The organism is Leptolyngbya sp. Heron Island J, assembly GCF_000482245.1.
Classification (GTDB): Bacteria; Cyanobacteriota; Cyanobacteriia; order Phormidesmidales; family Phormidesmidaceae; genus Leptothoe.
This window is the reverse complement of sequence record NZ_AWNH01000040.1, coordinates 25,519-44,993: the sequence shown is the minus strand read 5'-3', so window position 1 is coordinate 44,993 and position 19,475 is coordinate 25,519. Positions and strand designations below refer to the sequence as shown.

Sequence of the window (19,475 nt, the reverse complement as noted above, 5' to 3'; positions counted from 1 at the left end):
AAAACCTTCTTTGCTATATCGTTACTAATAGATCTTCCAAGCCTTCATGGCATAGCCAAACGCACATTCGTCTGGGTGCAGGATTTCCGCCAAAATTTCCAGGGAATCCACTAAACGCGGCCCAGGCCGATTGAAATAGTGATTGGCATCGACCACAAAGACACGACCCTCTTTGACGGCTTTCATGTTATGCCAGGCAGGCACTTGGGCCAATACATTGATGGACTGCCTACTCTGTTGCAGGTCGTAGCCACAGGGCATGACCACCAACATATCCGGTTCAGCCGCACTCAAATCCTCCCAAGGTAACCAGGGGGAATGTCGGCCTACCTGACCAAACAGGGGATGACCACCAGCCATGGAGACTAACTCAGGTACCCAGTTGCCCGCTCCCATCAGCGGATCTGTCCATTCCAAGCAGGCCACAGTGGGCTGAGGCAGTTTGCTGGGTACTTTTTTGAGGCAGTCCTGGAGGCGACCCTGAAGTTGGGCAATGGTGAGATCTGCGATCGCATTTCCATTGGTTGGGTCGATCGCGACAGCCACCCGGCGCAGATCGTCCCACAAATCTGCTAAAACCTGTGGTTTCAGAGAAATCACCCGAGGCTGAGGCTCAATCAACTGAGCTACCGCTTTTTCAACATCTGCCAAACTAGCGGCACACACCTCACATTGGTCCTGGGTCAGAATGTGGGTAGGACGCAACTGTTGCAGCAGCTCTACATTCACGTCATAGACGCTCAGCCCCCGACGCAATAACTCGCTCACCCGATCGTGGATTTCTTTACTGTTGCCATCGAGATCAAAGCTAGGAGCCGTACATACTGGCAATTTTTGCACGGCGGGTGGAAAATCACAGGAATGGGAGCGTCCCACCAACGATGCACCAAATCCAAGTTGGATAACAATTTCTGTAGCGCTGGGAATTAAGGAAACGATGCGAAGCTCAGACATAGCAGCGCGTTAGAAAAAAATGACTGTAAAAACGCAACAACGACAACCAACGGATTGAGCAGGAGGGGCTATTCGCTATTGCACCAGGACGTTCAGGGATAAATGATGGACTAAAACCAAGGAGCTCAAGACGTTGGCTCCCTGATTTTTGTAGTTTTCTATCTCAGGGTATACCAGCTCTAGGGGATCGAGATGTTAGATATTTATCTCATTGCATAAATAATTAAGGGATCAGGATTTTATCAGATCCAAAAATGTTGTCTGCAGAGGCGTTCTATGGAACGCCTGTAGGGCAAAAAATAGGACCTAATTGAATCCTCATTTCTAAGTAATAGTCTCAATAAGTAATAGTCTCGCCAACGGCATTGCCGTCGCTGGCCTCATAATCACCACCCTAACGGCTCCAAACCGATTAGCGAGGACGAAATTCCACAGTGTTGGCTTGCAAAATAACATCAAAATTTTTATAGACATCATTCCCTAAAAGGCCAATAGGAACGGCATCACCAATACTGACCGGCAAATTATCTCGAGTGATGCCACCCACCTGAATGGCGTTCACATAACCCACATCCACAACCGCCTGACTGCTGCTAGCGGTAGCAACCGACGTCTGACCTACCACCTGGACTCCCAACTCATTGGCCATGGAGCGAGTGATATGGGTATGGCTAGCGCCTGTATCTAAAATCATGGGATAGCGTCTGCCATTAAAGGTGACTTCAATCACTGGGGTACCACCACGGCGCTCGATAATAGGAACGCGGTTGCTGGTGACCGGTAGGGTAGTCGCGGCCTGGCTGCCGCTAGCAATAGGCGCAGTTCTATTGAGGGCAATCTCCGCAGGGGGCTGTTTGAGACCAGTCAGTCGCTGTTTAGCCTGGGCCAGGTTACGCTCATAGTCTCTGAGTTTGGTCTGGGCCACCGCATAGTTTTGATCATCCGTTGGTACAGCTTTGAGTTTTTGGATCGCCTGCTCCCAACGACCGACAATTAGGTCCCAATCATCGGGGGAGGTCGCTTGCTGCCCCAGGGTAAACGCCCCGGAGGCCAGATTAATCGCTTCTTGGTAAGCATTTAAGGCGCTGGTGGCCTCCTCCGATGCGGCTTCAGCAGACTCATTAGCGACAGCCCCGTCTGCCTCAGCATCAGATTCAACCACGGCTGCATTTACTTCCGTCGGTCGCGATTCTAAGCGCTCCTGGCTGTTCGATGACATCGGCACCGCCTGACAGGCGGTCAGGGTCCCCAGACAAAGAACTTGAATAAATCTAATTCGTTTTTTCTCAAGCATTGTTCAAAAGTTACCCATGGCCTCTAGGATAGTACCGGCCCCCATGATGTTTCACTGTGTTCTATGTGGGGAGATGCTGCGTTTATTTTCCTGTTGTAACCCATGTCTATTTTTTCCACTAGCTCCCAGCCTGCGTTATTGGTATTGGCCGACGGGTCCGTTTTTCGGGGCTGGTCCTTTGGGGCCACGGGTACCGTAGTGGGTGAAATTGTTTTTAACACTGGCATGACAGGATACCAGGAGGTGTTGACTGACCCTAGCTATCGCGGTCAGATTGTCACATTTACGTATCCAGAGCTGGGGAATACTGGGATCAATGCTGAGGATGAGGAATCGGCAGCCCCCCAGGTGAATGGCGCGATCGCAAAAAACATTTGTGAGCGTCCCAGCAACTGGCGCTCTACGACCTCCTTACCCGACTATCTCAAACAGCACAATATTCCAGGCATTTACGGCATTGATACCCGCGCCTTAACCCGTAAACTGCGGACGGCTGGTGCCATGAACGGGGCGATTTCCAGCGAAATCCTTGATCCCGATCAGCTGCGGCAGCAGTTAGAGCTTATCCCCAGCATGGAAGGGCTAAACCTGGTTAAAGATGTCAGTACGCCTACGGTTTACGAATGGAGAGAAACCACCAAGCCCCCCTGGGAGTTTGCCGCGACGCTGAGCGCCCCGCCGGAGACGGCTGCCCTCCTCACCGTAGTCGCCATTGACTTTGGCATCAAACGCAATATTCTGAGGCGCTTAGCCAGCTATGGCTGCCGTGTGGTTGTAGTACCGATTGACACATCTCCTGAAGACATTCTTAACTACCAGCCCGACGGCATTTTTCTATCCAACGGTCCCGGCGATCCAGCTGCAGTGGAGTCAGCTCCCGACCTGGTCAAAGCCTTGTTAGATAGTCAGATTCCCACATTTGGTATTTGTATGGGCCATCAGATTCTCGGTCTATCTTTTGGGGCCAAAACCTTTAAGCTCAAATTTGGCCATCGGGGTCTTAATCAACCCTGTGGCCTCACTCAGCAGGTAGAAATTACCAGCCAAAATCACGGTTTTGCCATTGACGCTGATACAATTCCATCCACGGAGGTTGAAGTGACTCATTTCAATCTCAACGATCGCACTGTAGCCGGCCTAAAGCATAAAACTTTACCGATCTTTTCAGTGCAATACCATCCTGAAGCGAGTCCTGGGCCCCATGACGCAGATTACTTGTTTGAAAAATTTGTCACTCTGATGCGTGATCATCGGAGTAATAAGGTAGGGTAATCTATATTTTCTATTAAGTGGCCATTAAGTGACGGAAACGCCCCAGATTAGTCCTCGATGAACCCTGGATAAGCCCATTTACGTTTCACTTAATTTTCTTGCAGTCAATAGAATCCTGACCTAAAATTAGACGTTTAATTTTGCCGTATTTAATACCTTTAGGAGGTTATTATCGCTGAGTCGCTGACCCTAACCGTAAGTTTAAGAGGCACCCGTGATGTTAGGGGGAAATGTCAAATATTTCGCCTCACTGGACTACTCGATGCGTTTTCAGAGCCTACTTTCCGTAAGGTTTTGAATCGGTATATCGAAGAAGGCCCCACCCATATCATTCTTGATCTGTCGGCAATTGATTTTGTCGACAGTTCAGGGCTAGGTGCGCTAGTGCAGCTGGTGAAAAAAGCCAAGGGTGAAAGCGGCAGTGTTCAGGTGGTAACCAATGCTCGAGTCACCCAGACGGTCAAACTTGTCCGTTTAGAGAAGTTTCTCTCGCTCCAGCCCACTGTTGAAGCCGCCCTTGAGAATCTCAAAGATTCTTGATTGCAACCGTGGGCTGGACTGGGAACGCCATCAGCCAATGGCGTGCTGACTCATTAGTGTGTTTAAGCACGGGAGGCCTTGATGGAAAATTGTCCTAGTGGAATGGGTGTTCGGCTACCTGCCCCTAGCCAACTACCTGAGGTAGTCTCGCCTGATCAACTTCAGCCCCAGCAGGTACAATCTATTTCACCAGTGGCATTGGCCTATATCGGTGATGCTGTATTCGAACTCTATGTCCGTATGCAGTTTTTGTGGCCGCCTCAGCGTATCCAGGTATTTCATCAGCAGGTGGTAAGCCAGGTAAAAGCTGAGCAGCAGGCTGATTACCTTAAAGAATTGCTGCCCCATTTAAACGATGCAGAAGCTGATGTAGTGCGACGGGGACGCAACGCAACGTCTAAGTCCCCCAGACGTCTATCAGCCAAGATCTATCGTCAGGCAACTGCGTTTGAGACGCTGGTTGGCTATCTCTACATCACTGACCAGGCTCGGCTACACGAGCTGCTAACGATGATCAGTTTTCCTGCTGAGGGTTAGTTTGTTGGTCAAACAGGCTCCACATCCATGAAAATTGATCCCCACTTTATATCCTTAAACATACTCTGGGAAGCTACCCTCCAGACAACAACTAAGCGGTATGATGTGACTCCGCTTACACTCCTGACCCATGGTTAAACCTTCCTCCGATCGGCCTCGTCTGGCTAAAGGAAAATCTCGTCCTCAACGGAAAGGGCATGCTAAACCTTCCTTTAAGCAAACGCCGAGAAAATCCTTTAAGAAACGGCGACCAAAGGACTTTAGTCGCCCAATTCCTCAACAGCCTGAAGGGACGCCCCAGGAGGACCGGCCCGATCTAGTCTATGGACGTCACTCAGTGGAGGCTGCGATCGCAAATCAACGCCCCATTAATCGTCTGTGGGTTAATTCTCGGCTTGTATTTGATGCCCGGTTTCGACCGCTCATTTTAGATGCCAAAGCCAACGGTGCTGTCATTGACGAAGTCGATACACAACGGCTTAACCAGCTAACCCAGGGAGCCAATCATCAAGGCATTGTGGCCCAAATTGCTGCCCATGAGTATGTCGAACTCGCCGAGCTCATCACCCAAGCCAAAGCCGCCTGTCGTCAGCCAGTCATTATTGCCGCTGACAGCATCACCGATCCCCATAACTTGGGAGCCATTATTCGCACAGCTGAAGCCCTGGGAGCCCAAGGCGTTGTGATCCCTCAGCGTCGAGCTGTGGGCATTACCCCGACGGTTGCCAAAGTTGCTGCCGGAGCCCTGGAGACATTACCCGTGGCGCGGGTGGTCAACCTAGGACGAGCCTTAGAACAACTTAAGGAGGACGGCTTTTGGGTCTATGGCACAGCCTCTGAAGTGGGACAATCTGTTCATACTACTCAGTTTGATCGCCCCATCGTCCTTGCCATCGGCGCTGAGGGTGCTGGGCTGAGCCTATCGATTCAGAATCTTTGTGATGTCTTAGTATCTATTCCACTCGCTGGTAAAACCCCCAGTCTCAATGCCTCAGTAGCCACAGGCATGGTGTTGTATGAAATTTATCGGCAGCGGTGGTTAGAAAAATTACCGACGATTAGTCTTGGCGGGGATCAAAATCACACTGTATAAATGTTATAAGGCCCAATTTCAGGCGGCTCGTAAGCTGAATTTTTAACAACAAACAGGTACAGATTTTATGAAAAGCTTTTTGAGTAATCTTTTCAGCTCATTTTCCAAACCTTGGTGGGTCGAAATTTCCACTGCTCAGCCTCGCTGCCTTTATTACTTTGGCCCATTCAGTACAGAAAGTGAGGCAATTCAGTATCAGGGAGGCTACATTGAAGACCTCGAACAGGAAGGAGCTCAACAGATTGACGTCACCATCAAATGCTGCGCAGAGCCTGCCCATCTAACTGTGGAATATACTGAGCCTAGCAACGTTACCCCTGTTTATAACAACTAATTGTTAACGGATTAGGGCGACACCAACAGAACGGTGCTTAATAGAATTTCTACAAACGGTGTCTGGCAAAATGACCAGACACCGTTTGTCGTTAGGGCAAAGGACAAAAGAATGTAGTCGCTACGTGACTTTGGCAGGCTCCATGGGCTTCTACTTCCCTTGAGTAACTGATTTAAGGCTCAGGTGGCAGAAATTGATGACTTCGTAACCAAACCCCTAGGTCATCACACAGCTTGGGGCCAATTTCCCAAGGCATTAAATGGGCAACACCTTTATATAAATGCCACTCACAATTGGGCAAAGCCGCCGCCGTTTCTTGACTGGATGTCGGCGTAATATGGACATCATTAGCCGCCGCCAACATCAGACAGGGTTGTTGGATCTGATGCAGGTCTCCTAAACGGTTATATCCTTTTTTTAGGGCTCTACTTAGGGCCTGGTTTGCGAACTTAGATGTTTGTAAAAAAGCGGGTGTTCCCTCCTGGGCAATGCGACGATAGGTAGGTGCACTGTGCTGAGAGATCAAATAGCGAAACAGAGAGCGCTGGCCAAAGGTGGAAATATTCCACGACCAACCAGGCACTAGCCAGTTGATGACCCCAGCAATTCCTGTTAACAGGTTATCTTGCCAGCTAATAGCCGGGTGACACCCCACAGGTCTCGCTGCTGTACTAACTAACATGAGACCAGCTATGCGTTGGGGATAGCGCAGGGCCAGCTCCATTGCCAAGATCCCCCCCAAAGACCAACCCAGTAACAAACAGGGCTGGTCTAAAGAATTAAGCAACGTCGATAGATCCTCCAGGTGTTGTTCCATGCCGAAGGATGCGGTGACCTGGCTGCGGCCATAGCCTCGCAAATCGGGGGCAATCGTCTGAAAATGAGATGAGAGAAATTCAGTAAATACTGACATGCAGCGCCCTGTGCCGGGATGACCATGGAGACATAGCACGGGCATGCCCTGGCCACAGCATTTTACTGATAGGTCCATAGGGGGGAAAGTCTTAAGCGTTTGCTTTAGGGACAAAATCAAGCGCTGCCGAGTTCATGCAGTATCGCTGACCCGTGGGCTGGGGACCATCGGGGAAAACATGTCCCAGGTGAGCATCGCATACAGCACAGAGGACTTCAGTGCGAATCATAAAGTGGCTAAAATCACGCTTAGTCGCCACGTTTTCTGATTTGCTTGGTGCCCAAAAGCTGGGCCAACCAGTCCCGGAATCGAATTTGGTCTCCGAGGAAAAGAGTTCTGAACCACAGCAAATACAGTTGTAGATACCGGCTGCTTTGTTGTCGTGGTATTTACCGGTAAACGCTCGCTCAGTACCGTGTTTGCGAGTTACCTGATACTGCTCTGGGGTAAGCTGTGCTTGCCATTCTGCATCTGTTTTTTGAATTTTCTCCACCATAGTTTTTGCTCAGAAAGTCGATTACAGCTTTGGTCTGATCCTAACGCAGATTAGAGCCTAAGGGGCTGCTGACGATAGCGGCGATAAAGCACGAGGCTACCGCTGGCTAAGGTAAAGCCCGCCAGGGGAGCTGCCAGGGGAACCCAGGCATTGGTAAAAAAGAGCAGTACGGTAGTGCCTGCGATCGCAACCACGCCCACCCCCCAGGCCATTACCCAGTAGCGCTGGCGGCGTAGCTGCCAGGTCAGCAGACTACCCCCGCTGGCCCAGCCAATAATCCAGGCAATTTCCAGACTATCGGGCCAGGCCCACGGCAGCGGATAGTCATCTAAAACAGCGCCGAGAAATTGGCTCACCATATGCAGATGTACTTCTACACCAGACATCTGATAGCTATCGCCACGCAGAGTATAGGGGGTAAAAAACTTATCGGTACTGATATAGGCAGTATTGCCAATCAGCACAATCTTATCGGTAATGAGTTCAGGATCAACCGAGCCAGTTAAAACATCAGTCAGCGAGACTCGCTGGACAATATTTGTCGGGGAGCGAAAGGTCAGCGGGATTTGATATCCTGCGGCATCGACCGACTGATAGCCGCCAAAGGTATTATTCATCGGTCTAAAGGGCACGTCACCGATGGTCATCACGTTGGGCTCCACTTCACTTTCCGCAGAAACGAAACCGTGCTGATTGTAGAGATAATGCAGTGCTACCAGCAGTCCAAACGATGTGTAATTTTCTCCCGTTTCATTTTCCAGACTGGCAAAAAAGAGATTACGACGAATTTTATCGTCCCCATCAAGCGGGATGTCATTAAACCCAACCTGTGCAGGATTTAGCTCTGGCGGCGGTGGAATCCTCTCGCCTTCAAAGTCACCTAGTTTAGTAATGCCAATGATATTGTCTGCAGCTAGGCTGCGGGCCAGAGCGGCCCGCCCCTCCCCCTGAGGAATATTACGATGCAGATCTAAGCCGATGGTGGTGGGATGATGGCGTTGAATCCTGTCAATCGCGTCGGCAATTGATTGATCCGAGGGACTTTCACGTTGCTGGTTGTTTAGATCCTGTTCGGTAATGCCCACTAAGAGAATGCGAGGATCGGGGCCAAGGTCACGTTGATAGGCAACCAGGCTGTCGTATACCCACAATTCCAGGGGCATCAATATACCCAGCTGACGCACCCCTAGCACCAGGCTGCTGGCCAGGGCAGTTGCGATCGCAACCGCTCGAATACTCTCCTTACGCGTGGGCTGCCATACCGTGGCCTGGGGCAAAAACGTCTCAGCCATAGTCGGATGATCGGCCTTTTCGGCCAGCTCATCTAAATGGCCCAAATCATGCAGGACTTCAGTAACAGATTGATAGCGCTGATAGAAATAATGACGCACCATCTTTTTCAGCAAATACTGCAGCCCAGGACTCACATTGACATACTCCTCCCAACGCAGGTCCAAAGAAGACATATCCTCAGGCAGATCGGTGGGGGGTCGTCCCGTCAAACCATGAATTGCCGTCATCCCCAAGGCAAAAATATCACTACTTAAACGCGGCTTACCCGCCAGCTGTTCGCTAGGGGTATAGCCCTGGGTACCTACCCCCACCGTTAGACCACTTAACTCACTATTGACCAGCTGAGTACGAATTTCCTTCACCGCCCCAAAATCAATCAGACACAGTTTGCCATCTTGTTTGCGTCGAATCAGATTATCCGGTTTGAGATCGCGGTGGATCACTCGATTTTCATGGACAAATTGCAGAATACTTAAAACCTCGTGCAACAGCGTAATGACCTGCGCTTCACTGAGGCGACCCGTACGACGAATTTCATCCCCCAGCGACTCCCCATCAATTAACTCTTGAACCAGATAAAACTCCTGCTGCTCTTCAAACGAATCCAGCAGTTTCGGAATACAGCTATGGGTGCCTAAACGCCTGAGGGTAGACACCTCTGTCTCAAATAGTCGTCGAGCCACCTTGAGAAAAGTGACATCGCTGCTGGCTGGCTTTAGCTGTTTCACCACACACTCAGGTGTCTGCGCCTGAAACAAGTCTCTGGCCACATAGGTTTGACCGAAGCCCCCTGACCCCAGCACTCTAATTAATTGATAACGTTCCTTAAGAACCTTGCCTAGCATCGGCTCTAACAGCCCCTGAACAGCTTGATTTAGCAAACACCCCGATGCACCAAGGATATTTACATGCCCCCGCTTCAGCGACACGAGGGAATATCTCTAGCTTGAGGGCCAACACTATAGACAGTTTACCTGGCCTTCCACACCCTAGGCCCAGAGCCATGCCAGTTCAGCTTACCGACTTATCCTATGGACAGCGATTGAATTTTATTGAGCAGCGTAGGCGGATGAATAGGTTTTACCAGGTAATCATCAAAACCATCCATGGACATATCCTCAGATAGCCCACCGTCAGTTGCCATATCCCCAGCATCCATCAGCGAAATCACCTTAATGCCAGAGGTCGCTACATAGCGCTTTAAATCATCCACAATGTAATGACTATTGCCGCTGACCAAGTGATGATTCAGAATAATGGCCACCGGCTGGAGTATCTCCACCTGGTGTACGATGCGCGAGCCCTCGATCACCCAAATGACCTGATAGTTAGCCGCCGTCAACAAGTCGCAGATTAAGCTGGCACTGGTTTCATCATCTTCCAACAAAATAATCCGACCAGTGGTCGGTTCAATACTCTGACCGGGAGTGATGATACCATCGGGCTGCTGCAGGGGAATCCGGACCGTAAACATAGAACCTTTACCCGGTGTAGAGACCACCTGAATCGAGCCATTGTGCAATTCAACTAGCTGTTTAGTGAGGGCTAAGCCTAAACCCGCACCAGAATACTGACGTTGACGAGCCGCCTCTAATTGCTTAAATGTCTCAAATAAAACCGCTTGCTGGGCTTCAGGAATACCAATACCAGTATCCTCCACCTGAAACATGACATTCTGCGGATCGCGCCAAACTCGTAAACTAATGCGACCATTCGCATTGGTAAATTTGACAGCATTACTTAATAAATTAGCTAAAATCTGACGTATTCGGCGCGGATCAGCTCGAAAATCATCTTCAGCACCGGACAACCGTAAATTTATTCGTAAATCAACTCCTTTAGCCTGAGCCTCCTGCCGAAAGCTCTCTAGGCTACTGCGAGCCAGGTTGGACAATGAAAAATCATTAATTTCAAGAACAGTACGGCCTGCTTCAATTTTGGCCACTTCTAGAATGTCGTTAATGATGTCTAATAGTTGCTCTCCGCTGCTGTGGATAGTGTTGAGATAATCCCGCTGACGGGGACTTAAATCCCCAAAAGACCAGCGTAATAACGTCGCCGACATGCCGATAATATAGGTCAACGGCGTTCGTAGTTCATGGCTCATGGTTGCCAAAAACTCACTCTTTGTTTTATTCGCAGCCTCAGCCGCCATGAGAGCATCCTTAAGGCTCTGCGTACGGTCCTCAACCTGGGCCTTAAGCATCAGCTTTTGATACTGTAGCTGCTGCTGTAAATCGGCTTGACGAATGGCCAGGGCCAGTAAATCAGCGATTTGAACTAGGAAATTTCCTTCCCCAGCTTGCCAGCTGCGAAAATGCTCAGACGTGTCGGCTAACTCCAGGTCATCACGATCGATATTGTCAATACAGTGATGCCCAATCAACAATCCCCATAGCGTATCCTCCAGCCATATGGGCACCAGTAACTGAGACCCAACATTAGCTTGCTTGAGCTGTGTTCCCATACAGGGATGATGTTGATAGTGCTGAGCTATATTTTCAATCGCGTAATACTGTTTTTTTTGAGTTTTTTGCCCATAGCGCTGATGGACCTTCGCCTGAACAAAGCAGTCGGCATCAGAGCGATAGAGAACAGATTCTATAGATGAATGGCTACGGGCTTCATAGGTGATGCAAGGAGAAACATCTTCCGCATCGTCAGACGGGTGTTCCAAGTGCTCAGAACGGGGAGGAGGATTGACCACCTGATAAATAAACAACCGATCGAGACCTAGCCATTCGCAAGCCTCATTGAGCGTCAACTGAATCAGAGAGGTCAGCGGTTCAGCATGTTGTAAGCGACTCACAACATGCTGCAAAATAGCAGCCGACGATAGGGGTTTAGCTCCAGAAAACTGCTCTAAATCACTGGCTTCTAATATCAGCTGATGGGCAAATTTGAGCAGCGCTTGTCCCTCTATCGCAAGTGGTTGGGAAACCTCAGCCGCTTGCTGCAACCGTTGCTGCAGCTGTTTCCGAACGGCCTTGCTACGACGATGTAATCCCTTGGCCAGCCAGGATGTAGACAAAAATTGTTCAATTACTATCGGATTGGAACACAAGCAAACTAGATAGCGACACTCGCCGTCGGGCTTAGCCAACAGGAGCAAATTCACCTTGTCTGTCGAAAGCAGCGTGAATTTTGTAATCTCAGCCTCTATAGGTAGTTGAGCTTTGACAAAATCTTGCTCAGATAGATGGGATATTTCTCCTGATAATAAACAAAAGAAATTCTTCCGTATCTGCTCGAAAACATGATGCGGTACACTTTGATACTCTAACGCTGAGGAGACGTTAACCATAGCTACTAAACATTTTTACAGGCACTAACTGGAAGTGGCCGCGCTGGCTACAAAATACGTGTTAACAACACTCACCAACTAAACATTGTTGTAAACAATAGTGAACATAGGTTACTTAAAAGTATCTTTATTTAAAGAGAAATATCATCAAAGCAATGCCTTCTTAAAAGCTTAGAAAGCTTAGCACTGGCCCAAAGAGTGGCTAATTCCTTAATGATAAAACCAGTATTAGTGGCTGATGTAATAGCGCTGTATTCATGCTTCTGACAAGCTTCAAAATTATGTCAACAAACTAAAATTCGGCTCTATATCACTACGTAGATATCATACAGATTAGTGAAATCAACTATAAGGGATTGACCCTAATGAGTTTTTTCAATGTTGAAATAAACATTGATTCTATAAGTAATCTCCGAGGAAAAATACAGCAGGCTAATACCTTGAAAGTGTCCCTATCGTAACGCTGTTGTTTTAAGCTGATGTCGAAACCCTATACTTCTTTCATATTCTTTGAGCAGCGTATCTATCTACTTGGATAAAAAACATCTGTCTTCACGATCAACACGACGATCGCATCAATGTCAATCAATTAGGTGGGGCCAATGCAGACCTAATTTTATTTTTTTAGTAAAAAACTACATCGCTCTATTGCCATTGATGAATATATTGTTACAATACCCATCAGGTTTTGATGTAGCAGAGATGTCTGTCTCCTTAGGGTCTTGGAGGTTCCGCAATGGAACATATCTCCGCTGAAGTGATTCAGCAGGTAGCCGATTATTTCAGCGTTCTTAGCGAACCTATGCGGCTTAAAATTTTAAATCTGCTAGGAAGTGGTGAAAAATGTGTCCAGGAACTGGTTGATGTAACTGAGACCAGCCAGGCGAATGTCTCTAAGCACCTGAAGGTGATGATGCAAGCGGGGATTTTAACTCGGCGTACCGAGGGGACCTCCTCTTTTTATCGGGTGGCGGACGATCTGAGTTTTCAGCTGTGTAGCCTGGTGTGCGATCGCATTGCCAGCCGCATTGAGGAACAAGCCAAGCACTTTCGCGCCTTTAGCTTTTCCAATCAGGAAATGAGCACTCCAGAGGGCGGCTCTGCCGAAGCGGAAATTGCCGGTTAAGCGAGTGTTGAATGATAGCTGGTGCAGCCTGACAAACTGTTCTAGGCAGTGAATTGCTAGACAATACTGTAATGACACCCTACTGTCGCCCACTGAGTCGTATTGAGGGTGTAGCTATCTGGATCAGTATCGTCTGTCTCATCGGCATTCAAATCATCAAACAATGCCTGTACCAGTGCCAACGCATTGTCACCTAGGGTCACCCGCTGATTGCTAGCGGTATTCGCAATCGATAGCAGCTCTTGCCAGCAGGCGGTGAGGGGGCGAGTGCTGCATACCAGGTAGGCTTCCACCCGCCCCTCAGGATCATCAACAGCCCAGGTGGTTTGGGTCGGTAAATTGATTGCTTTTCCAGGCGCTATGGTCAGAGCCGTCTGCAGCGCATCCAGGGAGTAGGGTTGGCCGTTATTAGGCGGGAAAAAGGCGAGCATCCGATCGCGAGCATCAAACGCCAGCAACATGACATACATCGGCTCCGCGCTAAAATTCAAGGCCTGGTATTTCAGCCGCGCTCCTTTGGAAAATTCAACGGGGCGATTTTGACGACTGACCGCCTCAGCCAAACGACTTTTTGAGGCTTTGTCTGCCGCTTGTCGGGTCTCTTGCTGCAGCAGCAGTTTTTCAGTTTCACCGGCTAACAACAAATTGAGGCGCACCGCCACACGAGAGGATGCCTGGTTTTCGCTTAAGCGCAGCAGCTTCATCGCCAACATTGTCTGAAGCTTAGACGATAGCCGTCCCACAGCCATTTTGACCGCCTCATCTTGCTTGGCCAGGGTGCCAACGATCAGAGCATGGGTGGGGGTAAAGAGACCATAGCCTTGTTTGACAACTGGCATTGCCCCTGGTTCTGCCGCCTCGGTGGGGGCCACCTCGGGTTGGCCTAAAATGCAGTCAGCTGGGTGCATATCATCAGTTGCGTCCACAAATGATAGGGCAGCCAGAGCGCTGGTGGCATCTACTCGCTCAATTCTTTCCAGGTTTGAGTCAAGAGAAACGACCAGGGGCAGGTTTTTGGGTAACACCCGGTTAACTTCATAGAGGGGCTGGCCCACTGACCAGGATGCATCATCCGTTAGTTTAAGCCGACCGGACAGACCGTTTTGCGATCGCAGCTCCAACAATGGCTCGTCTGCATCTAGCTGTCGAGCAAACAAAAATCGCTCGCCATACTGCACCACATCCGCCGGTAAGCCACCCAGCCATACCATGGCCGAACGGCCCTCAACGGATGTGATCACCGCATCCGAACAGGGTGAGGATGCCGCTCCATAGACAGCGTGCTCATCAGCGGTTTGGGTCGTCCAGTACGGGGTTTGATTAGGCACCAGCGGCAAAATCGATTCCTGGGCCCCCCGCATCGTTGCGGAAAGCTTAACTGGCAGCTGGGTCGTCCATAAGTAGCGTGTCAGACCATAGGTAAATAAACCTGCCCCAAAGTCAGTCCATTGCCGCTCAATCACTGGCTGACCATCACGGGCGGCCATCAGCAAATCCCCTGGGAAAAATGCTGGTTCTGCTGCGGTTTGCAACTTATCTAAGTCTGTTGCGATCGCAGTAGATACGTTCGGAAAACGAATGCCTTCTACTGTCAGGCTATCCCCACGAGCACGGGAGCGATAGCCACTGGACAACGGCGCATCGGGCTGAGTGTAGCCCACGTCTACAACTGTAAATATCTGTTTGGTTTTCAACCGAGCCAAAATTTGCTTTACCCAGGACACCGGAACATCCCTAGATACCGGCTCAGCCAAGGTTGGCAAATACCCATCCACAGGCACCCAGGTCTTGATGCGTTTGTCCCCAAGTATCAGCTGTCCACCATAGCCACTAAAGTGAACTACCACACAATCATTAGCCGTGGCTGTTTGAGTTAGCCGATAAAGCGATTCTACAATCGCCGCCTGAGTAGCTTGAGCATCAATCAGCGTGACCATATCCCTTGGCGCAAACCCAAAACGATGGATGAGCAACTGACGTTGAAGCTGCACATCGGTCACACAGCCCTGCAAAGGATCGAGTGCTTTTCCCAGCACCCGTCCCGGATATTGATTAATCCCAATCAGTAAAGCAAATTTGCGACGAGACGGATCTGCCAACGCTTGCTGCCAGCCCAGAAGCTGAGACTGACTGAGACCAAACGCTCCTAAAATGACACCCGTCGCTGACAAAAACTCCCGTCGCTTCACTCCCTGACTACTCCACTAGCATTAGCTTTGGACTTGCATTGCTCTAGATAGCTCGGCAGCCACTTCTGGACGAGAGAACTCCGGGGGGGGTAGCTCGCCACGACGCAGCATTTCACGCACCTTAGTACCCGATAGGTGGATACGCTCTTCCTTGGTGCTGGGGCTAGTCTTACTAGTTGCCATTGTCCCCGTACGGGTGCAATAGAAAGCATGCTCAAACTTCATCGGTGTAATCCCCAGTTCACCAGGCTCAAACTGGTCAAAAATATGCTGAGCATCGTAGGTGCCATAGTAGTCCCCTACACCAGCGTGGTCACGCCCCACAATAAAGTGAGTGCAGCCATAATTCTTCCGAATTAGAGCATGGAAAATTGCCTCGCGAGGACCAGCGTAGCGCATAGCCGATGGATTAATTGCCAAAATTACTCGATCTTGAGGAAAATAGCGGTCCATCATGATTTCATAACAACGCATCCGCACATCAGCTGGGATGTCGTCTTTCTTAGTTGCGCCTACTAATGGATGCAAAAACAGACCATCCACTGTTTCTAAGGCACACTTTTGAATATATTCATGGGCCCGGTGAATGGGATTACGAGTCTGGAAGCCAACGACGGTTTTCCAGCCCCGCTCACGGAACATGGCGCGGGAGGCGGCAGGGTCAATCTGGTAGTTAGGAAACAGAGGATGGGGATCACGCTCTAACAGCCAGACAGGTCCGGCTAAATTCACAGGACCCTGTTCGTAAATCACTTTGACCCCAGGGTGTTTATCTTCACCAGTGCGATAAACATTAACCGCTTCTTTTTGTTTGTCGTAGGTGTATTTCTCCGTCAGCTCAAGGACACCAACATAGCGGCCTGTCTTGTCATTCAAGCGCACTAGCATACCTTCCTTCAGAGGAGCGGCTACTGCTTCTGACACAGACAGCGTTACCGGTACTGCCCAGGGCAACCCGCTAGCCAGACGCATGTCAGTCACCACAGGCTCATAGTCAGCCTGGCCCATAAACCCGTTCAGCGGGCTAAAACCACCGATAGCAATCATCACTAAATCTGACAGAGCCCGATCATCTAGGGTGACCTGGGGTAAAAAGTCAGCTTTGCTTAAAAATTCTGCTTTTTGCTCCTCGGATACTAAACGGTCGATGAGCGTACCGCCGTGGGGAGCAATCCCGTCGTTGATTAATGTCAAAACGTCCTCTTTTCTTCTATAGAAACTGCGTTATCGTTCATCAGATTGAGCAAACGGTCGAATCAGACCGCCGCCGAGCACCCGCTCGTCATCGTCGTACCAAACTGCCGCCTGTCCTGGAGAAACCCCAAATTGAGGGTCTGCAAAGACTAGCTTGACAGAGCCATCAGCCAGGGGAACTACCGTCGCCGCTACAGCTGGCGAGCGATAACGGATTTGCACTGACACCGCAATCGGAGCATCGGGGGCCTCAATTGACACCCAGTTAACCCGATCAGCAATACAGTAGGGTTGATGAACGCTGTCTCGTTCGCCCACAACCACCTGATTGCGAGCAACGTCTAAAGCCACTACATAAAGGGGAGCTGGAGCGGCAATACCCAACCCTTTACGCTGACCGATGGTGTAGTGATGAATACCTGTGTGCTGACCCAAAACCTGACCGTTGGTATCAACGATATTGCCCGGTTTAGGAGCTAAATACTTATCTAGAAATGCTTGCATGGAGCCATGTTGCTCAATCAAACATAGATCTTGACTCTCGGGTTTTTCAGCCGTATGTAAACCCAGCTGTGCAGCGATTTCTCGGGTCTGCACTTTGGTTTGTTCTCCCAGGGGAAATTGGGTCGCCCCTAGCTGGGTTTGAGTTAGATCGTAGAGAAAGTAGGACTGATCTTTATTGCGGTCAACGGCCCGGCGCAGTTCGTAGCGGTTGGTTTCTGGGTTATGGCGAATGCGTGCGTAGTGACCAGTGGCGATCGCATCTGCTCCCAGTTCTTGCCGGGCATAGTCTAGCATCGGCCCAAATTTGACACTGCGATTGCACTGAGAACAAGGCAGTGGTGTGACCCCCTGGCTGTAGCCCTCAACCAAATAATTGACAATTTTTTCTTCAAACAGCTCACGGGTATCAACCACGTGATACGGAATATCTAGGTCTTCACAAAGCTGAGCAGCATCCACCATCCCCTCAGAACAGCATTGACCTTTTCCTTTCATTAACCACAGGGTGAGGCCAATGACATCGTGCCCCTGCTGATGCAGTGTGGCCGCAGCGACCGAACTATCTACGCCTCCCGACAAACCTACAACAACTTTACCCATATACCCATAGATGACTAAATGTATCAAAATGCCAATTCTTAGGCTAACACTCCATCCACAAATCCGTGATTGCTCCTGATTACTTTTGTCGATGGAATTAGGGTTAGGGCTATCGCCCAGATGTTGCAATAGCTGAATATTTCAAGTTGCCTATCCAACCATACAGTCGCAGCCCCCTAAAATCATGATGAAATCCCCGTAGAAATCCGGATCACTCAGTCAAATCGTCAGTCAAAGCTGACATCAACAGCGTAGCCATGGACAAGCCAGAGATCCTGCAATCTTTTTGTGTCACCGCCCAACAAATGCAAGCCATCGAGGCCCAGATCTTTGCTGCCGGGTTCCCAGTGGCCGCCCTGATGGAAAAAGTGGCTGGACGTATCGCAGACTATTGGCTAAAAGACTGGCCGCAGTCGCAAAATGTCATTGTCTTAGCAGGGCCAGGCCACAATGGCGGCGATGCGCTGGTGGTGGCCCGTGAACTCCATTTACACGGCTACAACGTTAGTATTTATAGTCCCTTTGAAGGCTACAAACCACTGACGGCAGATCATGGTCGCTACTGCCGCAGTCTCGGTATTCCCTGGTACCAGACATGGACAGAGCTGGCAACACCCCTGGGGTCACTGGCTTGCGATCGCATCCTAGATGGTTTGTTTGGCTTTGGCCTCAGCCGTCCCCTGGAGGGAGAACTGGCCAAGGTGATAGATCGGCTCAATCAATCCCCTATCCCAATTGTCAGTATTGATTTACCGTCGGGTATTCACACCGACAGCGGTGAGGCTTTGGGAACAGCGATTCGAGCTGAGACTACCCTGTGTCTGGGGCTGTGGAAACGAGCCTGTCTGCAGGAAGCTGCCCAGCCCTATCTAGGGCATCCTGTTTTGATTGATTTTGATATTCCTCTGACTAACATTGAAGCGGTACTGGGTTTAGAGCCCGACGTCCAGCGACTCACCCCAGAAAAGGCACTCCCAACATTACCGCTCAAACGCCCCCCCTTAGCCCATAAGTACACCGTGGGTCAGCTGCTGGTGATTGCTGGTTCGAGACAGTATGGGGGAGCTGCCCTGTTGAGCGGGCATGGAGCCATGGCCAGCGGCGTGGGCATGGTGACCTTGGTGGTACCAGCCAGTCTGCGGTCTTTAGCAATTGCTCAGCTGCCAGGGGCCTTGGTGATTGGCGCTGAGGAAACCGCTGCTGGTGCGATCGCGACTTTACCTCCCCTGGACTGGGACCGATATCATACGATCGCCTGTGGTCCCGGTCTGGCCCAGGTCAGCTGGCTCACCGCAGTGTTAAATAGTCCAGTTCCCCTGTTGTTGGATGCGGACGGTCTCAACGGCATCACTGCCGCCCAACTCACCAACCGTCAAGGGATAACAGTAATTACCCCCCATCCCGGTGAGTTTAGACGCTTGTTTCCAGATTTAATTAGCGGCCATGATGGCGCGATCATGGCCGCTCAAACTACTGGGGCAACAGTGGTGTTGAAGGGAGCCAAGGTTGCCATTGCCAACAATCACCAGCTCTGGCTAAACCCCCACAGCACGCCAGCTCTAGCCCGAGGCGGTAGCGGTGATGTCCTGACTGGGTTAATGGGGGGAGTTATGGCACAACAAGTAGCGCAGCAGGGATTAACAAATCTGGCCACAGTGGTCACAGATGCGGCCATGGGAGCGGTTTGGTGGCATGCTCTCGCTGGTTTATATGCCCACAAACAGCGCACAATACTTGGTGTGGATCCGCTGGAACTGGCTCACTGTTTAAATCCCGCGTTGGCTGACTATCTGGCTAATGGCATCATGCCAGAAATAATCGCTGGGTGATGA

Annotated in this window: 16 protein-coding genes; 7 read left to right on the top strand and 9 right to left on the bottom strand. The window is 50.1% G+C overall.

The annotated features are described in order from the left end of the window. Nucleotides 1-24: 24 nt before the first annotated feature. A complete protein-coding gene (locus N836_RS51340; RefSeq protein WP_023072601.1) occupies nucleotides 25-954 on the bottom strand; it encodes a cobalamin-binding protein in 930 nt (309 codons plus the stop codon). A 412-nt stretch (nucleotides 955-1,366) separates the two neighbouring features. Continuing rightward, on the bottom strand, nucleotides 1,367-2,248 hold the full coding sequence (locus tag N836_RS73245; RefSeq protein ID WP_023072600.1) for a retropepsin-like aspartic protease family protein: 882 nt from the start codon (nucleotides 2,246-2,248) through the stop codon (nucleotides 1,367-1,369). A gap of 102 nt (nucleotides 2,249-2,350) precedes the next feature. Here N836_RS73245 and carA point away from each other — a divergent pair, with 102 nt between their 5' ends. From carA to N836_RS51315, 5 genes are all read left to right on the top strand, one after another. After that, a complete protein-coding gene (carA, locus tag N836_RS51330) occupies nucleotides 2,351-3,520 on the top strand; it encodes a glutamine-hydrolyzing carbamoyl-phosphate synthase small subunit (protein WP_023072599.1) in 1,170 nt (389 codons plus the stop codon). Between the two features lie 168 nt (nucleotides 3,521-3,688). Then, the gene (locus N836_RS0137930; RefSeq protein ID WP_327058695.1) at nucleotides 3,689-4,060 is read left to right on the top strand and encodes an STAS domain-containing protein; all 372 of its coding nucleotides are present in this window, start codon (nucleotides 3,689-3,691) and stop codon (nucleotides 4,058-4,060) included. An 81-nt stretch (nucleotides 4,061-4,141) separates the two neighbouring features. After that, nucleotides 4,142-4,597 carry a Mini-ribonuclease 3 gene (locus N836_RS51325; RefSeq protein ID WP_023072597.1) on the top strand — a complete coding sequence of 152 codons (456 nt, stop codon included), beginning with the start codon at nucleotides 4,142-4,144 and terminating at the stop codon, nucleotides 4,595-4,597. A 130-nt stretch (nucleotides 4,598-4,727) separates the two neighbouring features. Further along, on the top strand, nucleotides 4,728-5,690 hold the full coding sequence (gene rlmB, locus N836_RS51320) for a 23S rRNA (guanosine(2251)-2'-O)-methyltransferase RlmB (protein ID WP_023072596.1): 963 nt from the start codon (nucleotides 4,728-4,730) through the stop codon (nucleotides 5,688-5,690). A gap of 67 nt (nucleotides 5,691-5,757) precedes the next feature. Next, nucleotides 5,758-6,024, top strand: a complete 267-nt coding sequence (locus N836_RS51315) for a DUF1816 domain-containing protein (protein ID WP_023072595.1) — start codon at nucleotides 5,758-5,760, stop codon at nucleotides 6,022-6,024. 172 nt (nucleotides 6,025-6,196) lie between these two features. On the opposite strand, the gene N836_RS51310 is transcribed toward N836_RS51315, so the two are convergent. From N836_RS51310 to N836_RS0137915, 4 genes are all read right to left on the bottom strand, one after another. After that, nucleotides 6,197-7,015: an alpha/beta fold hydrolase gene (locus tag N836_RS51310; RefSeq protein WP_152532127.1), complete on the bottom strand. Its 819-nt coding sequence runs from the start codon at nucleotides 7,013-7,015 to the stop codon at nucleotides 6,197-6,199. Between the two features lie 13 nt (nucleotides 7,016-7,028). Beyond that, complete coding sequence (gene msrB, locus N836_RS51305) at nucleotides 7,029-7,433, bottom strand: peptide-methionine (R)-S-oxide reductase MsrB (protein WP_023072593.1); 405 nt, start codon at nucleotides 7,431-7,433, stop codon at nucleotides 7,029-7,031. A 50-nt stretch (nucleotides 7,434-7,483) separates the two neighbouring features. Further along, complete coding sequence (locus tag N836_RS73240) at nucleotides 7,484-9,655, bottom strand: CHASE2 domain-containing protein (RefSeq protein WP_152532126.1); 2,172 nt, start codon at nucleotides 9,653-9,655, stop codon at nucleotides 7,484-7,486. 95 nt (nucleotides 9,656-9,750) lie between these two features. Next, nucleotides 9,751-12,030: a GAF domain-containing hybrid sensor histidine kinase/response regulator gene (locus N836_RS0137915; protein WP_023072591.1), complete on the bottom strand. Its 2,280-nt coding sequence runs from the start codon at nucleotides 12,028-12,030 to the stop codon at nucleotides 9,751-9,753. A gap of 736 nt (nucleotides 12,031-12,766) precedes the next feature. Between N836_RS0137915 and N836_RS51300 the strand changes: the two genes are divergently transcribed. Continuing rightward, the gene (locus N836_RS51300) at nucleotides 12,767-13,156 is read left to right on the top strand and encodes an ArsR/SmtB family transcription factor (protein ID WP_023072590.1); all 390 of its coding nucleotides are present in this window, start codon (nucleotides 12,767-12,769) and stop codon (nucleotides 13,154-13,156) included. Nucleotides 13,157-13,212: 56 nt separating this feature from the next. Here N836_RS51300 and N836_RS51295 read toward each other — a convergent pair whose 3' ends face one another. Genes N836_RS51295 through mnmA form a run of 3 tightly spaced genes read right to left on the bottom strand, consistent with a single transcriptional unit; the run spans nucleotide 13,213 to nucleotide 17,643 of the window. Further along, nucleotides 13,213-15,345, bottom strand: a complete 2,133-nt coding sequence (locus N836_RS51295; protein ID WP_023072589.1) for a caspase family protein — start codon at nucleotides 15,343-15,345, stop codon at nucleotides 13,213-13,215. 21 nt (nucleotides 15,346-15,366) lie between these two features. Then, nucleotides 15,367-16,539, bottom strand: a complete 1,173-nt coding sequence (gene sat, locus N836_RS51290; RefSeq protein WP_023072588.1) for a sulfate adenylyltransferase — start codon at nucleotides 16,537-16,539, stop codon at nucleotides 15,367-15,369. Nucleotides 16,540-16,569: 30 nt separating this feature from the next. After that, the gene (gene mnmA, locus N836_RS51285) at nucleotides 16,570-17,643 is read right to left on the bottom strand and encodes a tRNA 2-thiouridine(34) synthase MnmA (protein ID WP_023072587.1); all 1,074 of its coding nucleotides are present in this window, start codon (nucleotides 17,641-17,643) and stop codon (nucleotides 16,570-16,572) included. Between the two features lie 257 nt (nucleotides 17,644-17,900). Here mnmA and N836_RS51280 point away from each other — a divergent pair, with 257 nt between their 5' ends. Further along, nucleotides 17,901-19,472 (top strand): bifunctional ADP-dependent NAD(P)H-hydrate dehydratase/NAD(P)H-hydrate epimerase, encoded by a 1,572-nt coding sequence (locus N836_RS51280; RefSeq protein ID WP_023072586.1) that lies wholly within the window; start codon nucleotides 17,901-17,903, stop codon nucleotides 19,470-19,472. Nucleotides 19,473-19,475: the final 3 nt, after the last annotated feature.